This window comes from Micrococcus sp. KRD128, assembly GCF_017168395.1.
GTDB classification, from domain to species: domain Bacteria; phylum Actinomycetota; class Actinomycetes; order Actinomycetales; family Micrococcaceae; genus Micrococcus; species Micrococcus luteus.
On record NZ_JABFAX010000002.1, the window covers coordinates 31,436 to 41,875 of the forward strand.

At 73.7% G+C, this 10,440-nt stretch carries 10 protein-coding genes and 1 tRNA gene; 3 read left to right on the forward strand and 8 right to left on the reverse strand.

Translation table 11 applies throughout. The features are described 5' to 3' along the window. Positions 1-68 precede the first annotated feature (68 nt). From J1M44_RS01045 to J1M44_RS01055, 3 genes are all read left to right on the forward strand, one after another. Positions 69-515 (forward strand): DUF4307 domain-containing protein, encoded by a 447-nt coding sequence (locus J1M44_RS01045; RefSeq protein WP_060775792.1) that lies wholly within the window; start codon positions 69-71, stop codon positions 513-515. Between the two features lie 258 nt (positions 516-773). Further along, positions 774-1,268 (forward strand): transcription elongation factor GreA, encoded by a 495-nt coding sequence (greA, locus tag J1M44_RS01050; RefSeq protein ID WP_002856531.1) that lies wholly within the window; start codon positions 774-776, stop codon positions 1,266-1,268. Between the two features lie 96 nt (positions 1,269-1,364). Next, positions 1,365-2,003, forward strand: a complete 639-nt coding sequence (locus tag J1M44_RS01055) for a GPP34 family phosphoprotein (RefSeq protein WP_060775793.1) — start codon at positions 1,365-1,367, stop codon at positions 2,001-2,003. Between the two features lie 10 nt (positions 2,004-2,013). Here the strand turns inward: J1M44_RS01055 and ilvA are convergent, their stop codons facing one another. From ilvA to J1M44_RS01095, 8 genes are all read right to left on the reverse strand, one after another. Next, positions 2,014-3,345, reverse strand: a complete 1,332-nt coding sequence (gene ilvA, locus J1M44_RS01060; protein ID WP_206480388.1) for a threonine ammonia-lyase — start codon at positions 3,343-3,345, stop codon at positions 2,014-2,016. Beyond that, positions 3,345-4,562 carry an AI-2E family transporter gene (locus J1M44_RS01065; RefSeq protein ID WP_049147428.1) on the reverse strand — a complete coding sequence of 406 codons (1,218 nt, stop codon included), beginning with the start codon at positions 4,560-4,562 and terminating at the stop codon, positions 3,345-3,347. The genes ilvA and J1M44_RS01065 overlap by 1 nt, the downstream gene beginning before the upstream one ends. After that, complete coding sequence (locus tag J1M44_RS01070; RefSeq protein WP_206480389.1) at positions 4,559-5,530, reverse strand: aldose epimerase family protein; 972 nt, start codon at positions 5,528-5,530, stop codon at positions 4,559-4,561. The genes J1M44_RS01065 and J1M44_RS01070 overlap by 4 nt, the downstream gene beginning before the upstream one ends. A 121-nt stretch (positions 5,531-5,651) precedes the next feature. After that, a complete protein-coding gene (locus J1M44_RS01075) occupies positions 5,652-6,527 on the reverse strand; it encodes a Bax inhibitor-1/YccA family protein (RefSeq protein WP_036384970.1) in 876 nt (291 codons plus the stop codon). Between the two features lie 184 nt (positions 6,528-6,711). Further along, positions 6,712-6,788 (reverse strand) — tRNA-Leu (locus tag J1M44_RS01080). 91 nt (positions 6,789-6,879) lie between these two features. Next, a complete protein-coding gene (locus tag J1M44_RS01085) occupies positions 6,880-8,295 on the reverse strand; it encodes an NAD(P)/FAD-dependent oxidoreductase (RefSeq protein WP_036316342.1) in 1,416 nt (471 codons plus the stop codon). 53 nt (positions 8,296-8,348) lie between these two features. Next, positions 8,349-9,947 (reverse strand): DUF501 domain-containing protein, encoded by a 1,599-nt coding sequence (locus J1M44_RS11825; RefSeq protein WP_002856542.1) that lies wholly within the window; start codon positions 9,945-9,947, stop codon positions 8,349-8,351. A gap of 40 nt (positions 9,948-9,987) precedes the next feature. Next, on the reverse strand, positions 9,988-10,440 hold a 453-nt coding region (locus J1M44_RS01095), incomplete at its 5' end, for an FtsB family cell division protein (protein WP_206480390.1).

The following is a 10,440-nucleotide window of genomic DNA, read 5'->3' on the forward strand; positions in this document are numbered from 1 at the left end:
CGGCGTGAGGGGGCGGGGCCGACGTCCTCATCGGCCTCCGGCGGCGGGCAGCGGCTAGGGTGGAGGGGATGTCTCACCACGCCCCCGCGGTCCGCGCGCAGGACCCCACATTAGCCAACCGGTACGGCACGGACCACACGCGTCCGGGCCGTCGTCGGCTGTGGGCGGTCCTCGGCGGGCTCGGGCTGGTCGTGGCCGTGCTGCTGTCCGTGTGGATCGGCCTGAACATGTCCGTGGGCGCCATCGAGTACAAGGACGTCGGCTTCACCATCGAGGACGACGGCCACGCGACCGTCACCTTCCAGGCCTCCGTCCCGGAGGGCGTCCAGGCCGAATGCGATGTGCTCGTCACCGACTCCCACGCCGCCCCCGTCGGCTTCCGCACCGTCCGCCTGGAGACCCTGCCGGCCGACCGGCGGGACTCCCCCTCGGACGCGCAGCAGCGCTACACCGTGGATGTGCGCACCGTGGTGCGGGGCGACTCCGGGATCGTCGAGACCTGCCGCAAGGTCTGAACCCTCCCGGCCCGCTCCGCCCTCGGCGTAGCGGGCGCCTTTGGTGTGACGCACACCGCCCGGATAGACTCGTCGGAGCATTCCCGCCCCGCCGGTGAGTCAGGCAGGCGTCGCACGGAGCCCTCGGGCCACGCGCGTCCTCCTGATCGGCGGGGTCTTTCGCATGCGGGCGCGTCCGCCGGACGCGGATCGCGCACCGGACCGGGTGTGCCGCGCCCCGGACTCCGCATCACCCGAGACAGAAAGGCGGAACAGAGCATGACCACCAGCCAGTCCGACGCCCCGTGGCTGACCCAGGAGGCGTACGACCGCCTCTCCAAGGAGCTCGAGCACATCTCCGGCCCCGGCCGCCAGGAGATCATCGAGCGCATCGAGGCCGCCCGCGATGAGGGCGACCTCAAGGAGAACGGCGGCTACCACGCCGCCCGCGAGGAGCAGTCCAAGAACGAGGGCCGCATCGCCGAGCTGAAGCACCTGCTCGAGACCGCCCGCGTCGGCGAGGCCGCCGAGAACGACGGCGCCGTGCACCCGGGCACCGTGGTGACCGCCGTCGTCGCCGGCGACGAGATGACCTTCCTCTTCGGCAACCGCGAGATCGCCGCGGACGACGAGTCGCTCGAGGTCTACTCCGAGCGCTCCCCGCTCGGCGAGGCCATCAACGGCGCCAAGAAGGGCGACAAGGTCTCCTACACCGCCCCGAACGGCAAGGACATCAAGGTCGAGGTCAAGGACGTCCAGCCCTACTCCGGCTGACCCTCCCCGGCCCCGACGACGGCCGCGGTCCCCTCGGGGGGCCGCGGCCGTCGTCCGTCCCGGGCCCCACCGCGCCCCCGTTGCTACTCTGGCCCCATGCTGACCGTCGAGAAGGCGCACCTGCTGCTCACCCGCGAGGACGGGCTCTCCGAGAGCCCCTCCCACCACCGCGTGGCCCTTGCGGCCGCCGCGCTGGCCGACCACCGCTCCGCCGGGATCGTGACCCTCGAGGACGTCCCCGTGGACCGGGCCCGCGTGCTCGTGACCGCGGCCGGCACCACCGGCGACCCCGTCCTGGACTCCTCCCTCGGACAGGTCGACGCCCTGGCCGGCCGACCGCTCGTGTCCACTGTGGCGGCCGGCAAGCCGGATCTGCGCAAGGCCGTCGTCGCCCATCTGACCGAGACCGGCCGCCTCACCGAGCGCAAGGCCTTCCTGGCCACCCGGCACGTCCCCCGGGGCACCGCGCGCACCGAGCTGCTGGCGCACCTGACCGCCGTGGTCCTCGACGAGGCCGAGCCCTCCGACGAGGACGTGCTCCTGCTCGGCGCGCTGCAGCACCTCAACCTCGCCCGACGCCTCCTGCCGGGCGCCCACGAGCGCTACGACCGCCGCGAGATGGTCCGCCGCATCGAGGCGCTGACGCGCGAGGACCTCCTGGTCCAGGCCGTGCGCCGCGCAGTGGGCGGGACCTGCGGCACCGTCACCGCGGCCGCCGCCGGCTCCGCGGCCTGAGCCGGCCCGGTCAGGGCAGCGGGGCCGGGCTGTAGCCGGCCGTGCGCAGCGCCTCCAGGACCTGGCCGGAGTGCTCGGCGCCGCGGGTCTCCATGTCGATCGTGATGTGCACGCCGCCCATGGACAGCTCCGGGCCGACGCGGGTGTGGTCCACGCGCACCACGTTGGCGTCCGTGGCCGCGATGATCCGTGAGATCGTGGCCAGCTCGCCCGGGCGGTCCCGCAGCGGGATGCGCACGGTCATGTAGCGCCCCGCCGCCGACAGTCCGGCCTGGATGGACTTCAGCATGAGCATCGGATCGATGTTCCCACCGGAGAGGATCACGGCGGTGGTGCCGAGCTCGAAGCCCAGGTCCGCCGTGCGGCCCGCCAGCAGGGCGGCCACCCCGACGGCGCCCGCCGGCTCCACCACGAGCTTGGAGCGCTCGAGGAGGTGGACGAGGGCCGCGGCGATCTCGTCGTCCGTGACGGTCACGACGGCGTCCACCAGCTCGGCGGCGATCCGCAGCGGCAGGGCCCCGGGCTTGCCGACGGCGATGCCGTCCGCGATGGTGGACACGCTCTCCAGCACCTGGACGCGGCCCTCCTCGAGGGAGCCGGGGAACGCGGCGGCGGTGGCCGCCTGCACCCCGATGACGCGCACCGTGCGCCCCCGACGCCGGGCGGCCTCCTTGAGGGCCACGGCCGTGCCGGCGATGAGCCCCCCGCCGCCGATGCCCATGATCACGGTGTCCACGTCCGGCAGCACGTCGAGGATCTCGAGGCCGACGGTGCCCTGGCCCACGATCACGGCCGGGTCGTCGAACGGCGGGATGAACACGGCACCGGTCTCCGTGGCCCACCGCTGCGCCTCGGCGAGGGACTCGTCCACGGTGGAGCCGTGCAGGACGACCTCGGCGCCGTGGTCCCGGGTGGCCTGCAGCTTGGGCAGGGCGACGCCGTGCGGCATGAAGATGCGGGCGCGGATGCCGAGCTTGGCGGCCGCGAGGGCGACGCCCTGGGCGTGGTTGCCGGCCGAGGCGGCCACGACGCCGCGGCCGCGCTCCTCCTCGCTCAGCTGCGCCATCCGCACGTAGGCGCCGCGGACCTTGAACGAGCCGGCCCGCTGCAGGTTCTCGCACTTCAGGTGCACGTCCGTGCCCACGGCCCGGGAGAGCGCCCGGGAGTGCTGCAGCGGGGAGAGCTCGGCGATCCCGCGCAGCGTCTCGCGCGCCCGCTCGATCTCCTCGAGGGTGACGGGCAGCGCCGCCGGGGCCGGCGGGCCGCCGGCGGGCCGCACCCACCGGGGCGACGGCGTCGGGACGGTCCGGTCCGGGGTGTCCGTGGCCTGCGTCGCGCCCATCAGGCGTCGTCCCCGTGCCGGGTGCCCGCGTCGGCCTCGGAGGCGAGGGCGGCGTCGTCGTGCGCCGAGGGGCGGTACCGGTGGGAGCCGGCCGTCTCGTCCTCCGCGCCGCCCGGTTCGAGGGCGTGGTCCGTCCGCTCCGTGAGCTCCTCGGGAGTGTCGGCGGTGAGGGCGCGGACGAAGCTGTTCACGAAGGCCAGCACCGGCACGGCGAACACGGCGCCCGCCAGACCGAGGACGGTGGAGCCGGCGGCGACGGCCAGGAACACGGCCAGCGGGTGCAGCGCGACGGCCTTGCCCATCACGAGCGGCTGCAGGACGTTCGACTCGATCTGCTGCACGAGCAGCACCACGCCCAGCATGAGCAGCGCGTTGACCAGGCCGTTGGACATCAGCGCCAGGAGCACCGCCATCGCGCCGGTCAGGGTGGCGCCGATCATCGGGATGAACGAGGCCAGGAACACGAGCACGGCCAGCGGGATGGCCAGCGGCACCCCCAGGATCAGGGCGCCGATGCCGATGCCGACGGCGTCGATGAACGCCACGAAGATCTGGACCCGCACGTAGGAGCCGAGCGACTGCCAGCCCGAGCGGCCCGCGCGGCCCACGGTGGCCCGGTGCGCCTTCGGCACGAAGATCAGCAGGAAGCGCCAGATGCGGTCGCCGTCGTAGAGGAAGAAGATCAGGGAGAACAGGGCGATGAACAGGCCCGCACCGATGTTGACGGCCGTGGAGCCGAACGAGACGGCGCTGTTCATGACCGTGGTGGAGTTGTCCCGCAGCGTCTGCCACAGGCCCTCCAGCCCGGCACCGGAACGGGGGATCTCCACGCCCACGCCGGCCAGCCAGGCGATCGCGTCGTCGACGGCCTGGCCCAGCTGGTCGCCCAGTTGGGCGAAGCCCTGGACGATCTGCTGACCGGCGAGCCCCATGAGGCCCACCACGACGACGACCAACAGCAGCACGCACAGCAGGGCGGCCGCGACGCCCGGCACCTTGATGCGCCGCATCGCCTGGAACACCGGGGCCAGCAGGGTGGCCAGCAGCGCGGCCACGAGGATCGGGATCACCACGAGGCTCACGAAGCCCAGCAGGTACACCACGACGCCGATGCCGATGACGACGGCCACCAGCCGCCAGGACCAGGCCGCGGCCACCGTCAGCCCGTAGGGCACGTCCTTGTTGATCTTGGTCTGGGCCGCCAGGGTCGAGCTCACGCGCGATCCTCCTCGTGTGGGTGGTCGGGGACATGGGGGGTCAGACCCCACTGGACGCTCCAGCGGGCGTGCGGGGCGAGCCGGTGCAGGCCCTCCCCCGAGTTCAGGGCGTCCGCGGGAGCGGTGAGCGGCTCCACCGCGAGCGCCGTGTCCCGGCCGGGCAGCCGGTCCGTGACGAAGACGTGGGTGTAGGCGAACGCGTGGTCGGACCACAGGGTCACGGCCCGGCCGTCCGCGGCGAGCAGGGTCTGGCGGTGCCGGCCGTCGGCGTCCGGGGTCAGGCCGGTGAGGCACACGTCCAGGGCGGCCTCGCCCACGGCCCGGCCGCGGCGGAAGTCCAGGTCGGTGCCGTCCACCGGCAGGGTCTCCACGGGGATGAGGTCCTCCCCCGTGCGGATCCAGGCGTCCGCGGGCACGCGCAGGCTCAGCTCCGCCGTCGGGACGTCCCCGATCCGCAGGAACGGGTGGGCGCCGACCGCCACGGGCACGGTGGCGTCCGTGTGGTTCTGCACCTCGGCGGTGACGGTGAGGCCGCCGTCCGCCTCGAGCTCGTACGTGACGCGGTGGGTGAGCCGGAACGGCCAGCCGTGCTGGGGGTGGATCTCACCGCGCAGGGTCACCGCGTGGGCGGAGAACGTCTCGGTGACGAAGTGGGTGTTGCGCAGCAGGCCGTGGCTGGCGTGGCCGCGCGCGGGTTCGGTGACGTCCAGGCGCTGCTCGACGCCGTCCAGGATCCAGCGGGCGCCGGCGACGCGGTTCGGCCACGGGCTCATCTGGATGCCGTTGGCGGCGGGCGGGACCACGTCCTGGCCGTACGGCTCGGTCAGGTCCACGCCGCCCACGCGGTACCTGCGCAGGGCACCGGCCAGGCCGACGACGACGGCCTCCGCGGACCCGCGGTGCAGGCGGTGCTGGGTGCCGGTGGCGTCCGGAGCCCCGAAGGCGGGCAGGTCGCTGGTCTCGGTCACGGGACCTCCTGAGTGGCGGCGAGGGACCCCCTCAATCTACGCCCTCGCGGACGCAGACCGCCCCGGCCCTGTGCAGGACCGGGGCGGCGGTGCGGGTCTCCGTGCGGGGACGGGGCGCCGGTCAGTCGTTGCCGCGCAGGATGGCGACGATGCGCAGGATCTCGATGTACAGCCAGATCAGGGTCACGGTCAGGCCGAAGGCCACGGACCAGGAGTACTTCTGCGGGGCGCCGTTCTTCACGCCCACGGCGGCCATCTCGAAGTCCATCGTCAGCGAGTACGCGGCGAGCAGCACGGCGATCGCGCCGATGATCAGGCCCAGGCCGCCCTCACGCATGTTGCCGATGCCGGTCCAGGTGAGGACCAGGTTGACGAGCATGAAGACGAGGTAGCCGATCATGGCGCCCATGACGATCTTCGTCATGCGCGGGGTCGGGCGGAACTTGCCCGAGGTGTAGAGCGCCAGCATCACCGCGAACACGGAGAAGGTGCCGAGCACGGCCTGCACCACGATGCCCGGGTAGGCGCCCTCGAAGAACGCCGAGATGCCGCCCAGGAACAGGCCCTGCGCCACGGCGTAGGCCATGATCAGCACGGGCGAGGGCTCGCGCTTGAACGCGTTGACCAGGCCCAGCACGAGGCCGGCGATCGCGCCGATGATCATCAGGCCCGGCGAGAACCAGCCCACGGCGCCCGCCACCACGACGAGCACGAGCATCAGGCCGGTCTTGCCGACGACGTCGTTGAAGGTCATCCGGCCGGTCTGCTCCGGGCCGGCGGAGGGCGCGCGGAAGGCGTCCTCCATGGACTGCTGGTGCGCGTACTGCTGGGCCGCCTGGCCGGCGCCGAACGCCTGGGCCTGGCCGTACGGGCTCTGCTGCTGGCCGTACGGGGACTGCGCGGACTGCTGCCCGCCCTGGTACCAACCGGGCTGCGCCTGTCCGCCGCCCTGCATCTGCTGCTGGAAGTTCTGAGAGTTCATGACCGGATTCGCCACGGCTCACTCCTTCGGGTCGAGTCGGCCCGGTCGCACGCCGCCGCAGTGAGCCGCGTTCGTGCCCCGGGGTTCAGCACGATCCTATCGGGAGGTCTGTGTCCGCGCGCGGGGTCGGAGCGTGGATCCGCGCCGGTTCACCGGCTGTTCACGGTGGGCGCAGAAGCGAGGCGCGCGGGGAGACGCGTGGTGCCCCCGGCGGGACTCGAACCCGCAACACGCCGATTTTAAGTCGGCCGCCTCTGCCAGTTGGGCCACGGGGGCGTGGCGGGCCCGTGGACGCGGGCCCGGGTGCGGACGACGCCGGCCCCGCCCGATGCGCTCGGACGGGGCCGGCGGCCCGCTGGCTGCGGGATCAGCCCTTCGAGGACTCGAGGGCCCGCTGCCGCTCGAAGCGGCCGGGCTCGAGCTCGACGCCCGCGGCGCGGCGGAACGGGTTGAACGGGGTGTCCAGGCCCGCCACCGAGGTGGAGTCACGGCCGAACAGGGTCTCGGCGACCCAGCCGGACAGGATGCGGAACTTCCGCTCCAGGGTGGGCATCGCGTAGCCGTGGTAGCCGCGGTGGGCCAGGAACGCCGGGATGCCGGCGATCTTGGTGCCCAGCGGGTTGCCCACGCCGCGGCCGAAGCCCAGCCCCGCCACGGTGCCCAGGGACTTGTGCACGTACTCCTGCACCTCGCCCTCGCCGTGGCGCACGGCCATGTAGTTGGCGGCCAGACGCTTGGCCTGACGGATGGCGTGCTGGGCGTTCGGGACGCAGAAGCCGCCCGGGCCGGCCCCGGTCAGGTCCGGCACGGCGGAGACGTCGCCGCAGGCCCACGCACCCTCGAGCGCGCCGGCCTCGCCGTCCTTGATCTGCAGGGTGGGGGTGGCCTCCACGCGGCCGCGGTCGTCCACCGGGAAGTCGGTGCTCTTGACCACGGAGTTGGCCACCACGCCGGCGCACCACACGAGGGTGTCCGCCGCGAAGGTCTCCGCCTCCTCCTTGGAGGGCATGGCCACGAGCTTCATGACGCCGTCCGTGGCGTCGCCCAGCGAGGTGTTGAGCAGGACCTCGATGCCGCGGTCCTTCAGGTGCTCCACCACGCCCTGGGCCTGCTCCTCGGAGACCTCGGGCATGATGCGGCCCATGGCCTCGACGAGGACGATCCGGATCTCCGACTGGGAGAGGCGCTCGTTGCGCTCCACGGCGTTGCGGATGAGGTTCTCCATCTCCGCGATGGCCTCGATCCCGGCGAAGCCGCCGCCCACCACCACGAAGGTCAGGGCACGCTTGCGCTCCTCGGCGTCCGTCATCAGGGAACCGGCGTCCAGGCGCTCCAGGATCTGGTTGCGCAGCTGGACGGCCTCCTCGACCGAGCGCAGACCGATGCCCTGCTCGCCCAGACCCGGGATCGGGAACACGCGGGTCACGGCGCCCGCGGTCATCACGATGTCCTGGTACGGGATCTCGAACTCGTCGCCGCCCTCGCCGCGCACCACGGCGGTGCGGCCGGCGTGGTCCACGGACACGACGGCGCCGCGGACGACCTCGGCGTCCTTGAGGTGCGTCTGCAGGTCCACGTTCACGTGGCGGCCCTCGATGTGGCCGCCCACGACCTCGGGCAGGAACGGGTAGTACGTCATGTACGGGCGGGGGTCGACGACGGTCACGACGCCGCCGCGCTCGGCGACCTTCTTCTGCAGCTCGCGGGCGACATGGAACCCGGCGTAGCCGCCGCCGACGATCAGCAGGCGCGGCTTGGGAGACAGTTCAGGGGTGAGAGACATACCGCCAGTCTACGCACGCACGGGCCCGGCCCCTCCACTCTCCGCCGTCGTGGTCAGGACCGCAGCGAGAGCACGATCCCGTCCAGGATGTCGTGCTCGCTCGCCCAGGCCTCGGTGACGCCCGCGACCTCGGCCACCCGCTCCAGGACGGTGCTCCACAGCAGCGCGCCCGCGCCGATCACGTCCACCCGTCCCGGGTGCATGAACCCCCGCTCGGCGCGTTCGGCCCGGGTCGCCGCCACGAGGCCCTCCGCCGCCGCGCGGAACTCGGCGATCGGCAGGCGCGCACCGTGGATGGCCTCGGGCTCGTACGTGCTGAGCCCGAGGGCCTCGGCGGTCACGGTGGTCACCGAGCCGGCCACGCCGACCACGCGCGCCACGCGTTCCAGCGGCAGGCGGGCGGCGGCGTCGTCGAGGAGACGGAGCGCGTCTGCGCGGGCCGCGGTGACCTCATCCGACGTCGGGGGGTCGGAGCGCAGATGACGCTCGGTGAACCGCACGCAGCCCATGTCCAGGCTGACCGCGCCCACGACCTCGCCCGCGGGCGTGCCGACGACCAGCTCGGTGGAGCCGCCGCCGAGGTCCACGACGAGCACGAGGTCCTCCGGGCCCAGGTCCGCGGTCTCGACGGCGGAGACGGCGCCCGCGAAGGACAGGCCGGCCTCCTCGGCGCCCGAGACGACCTCCGGCTCGACGCCGAGCCGCTCCCGGACGCCGTCGACGAACGCGGCCCGGTTGGAGACGTCCCGGCTGGCGGAGGTGGCCACGAACCGGACCCGGCCGGCGTGGTGGCGCTGGACCAGGCGGGCGTACTCCTCGACCGCCGCGAAGGTGCGCTCCAGCGCGGCGTCGGAGAACGCGCCGGTGGCGTCCACGCCCTCGCCCAGGCGCACCACGCGCATCTCGCGCACGACGTCGGCCAGCGGCGCCGCCGGGTCGGCCCCGGCGCCGGTGGTCTCGTCCGTCCCGGCCGGCCGGGAGATCAGCAGGCGGATGGAGTTCGTGCCGCAGTCCACGCCGGCCACCGTGACCTCCTCGAGCGCGGCGACGCGCTCGAGGTGCTTCACGTGCCGGGAGAGGTCCTTCGTGGGCACCGCCGCGTCCTCGTCCCACGCGCCCTCGCACGCGCAGACCTCGGGCGTCCACCACGGGGCCACCAGGGCGATCGCCTCGTCACCGAGCGGGTTCACCCCCGGCCCGGCCGCGAGCGCGTGGCCCACGAGGGCGTGCAGGCACTTCACGCGCTCGGGCATGCCGCCGGCCGAGACCCCGGCGATCTCCGGGACGGGCCCCGTGCCGGCCTCGGCCCCGACCCGGTCCCGCTCGGCGATGTAGGCCTCGTGCGCGGCGCGGTGCGCGGCGGCGAGCACGGGGTCCTGGGCGAGGCGGTCGTTCATGCGCGCCATCTCCCCGTCCGCCTCCACGCGCGAGACCGCCGCCGTCAGCACGGGGTGCGTCAGGTAAAAGGTCGTGGGGAACGGGATGCCGTTGGAGAGGCGCGGCGCGGTGGTGGCCACGAGGGGGTTGCCGCACACGCAGCGGGCGCCGATCTCCACGACGTCCCGGACCGGGCGGCCGAGCTGGCGGGACAGGGTGTCCAGGTCCTTCTCGGTGACGGTGCGGTCCTGGGCGGGGCGGGGGCTGACGGTCATGGTGTCCTCGGGGGGTGCGGGCGGGGGCGGGACGCGGGACTCACTCGAGCCCGGCGCGGACGGCCGAGTCCCACAGGCCCTCGGCCCACGGCAGGCGGGTGTTGACGGTCTCGTCCGCGCCGGCGGCGGGCGTGTCCTCGGCCTCGGTGTCGGTCTCGGTCTCGGAGGGCCGCCCCGTCACGGAGTACAGGGTCTCCCCCGGCATGACCAGCTCGAGACGCTCACGCGCCTGCTGGGTCACGTAGGAGGGATCGTCCCACAGCTGGATCCGCCGCTCGTAGTCCTCGCGCTGAGCCTGCATGGCGGCGATCTCCTCGCGCGCGGCCGAGATCTCCAGCTGCTGGTTCAGGAACGCGCGCAGAGTGGGCGCCACCAGGACGGCGGCCACCAGCAGCACGGCGACGACGATGAGCGCGCGGCCCGTGATCTGCCGGGCCGGCACCGGCTCCGGCAGCGGGGCCCGACGGCGGGCGGCCGTGGCGGCGGCCGATGC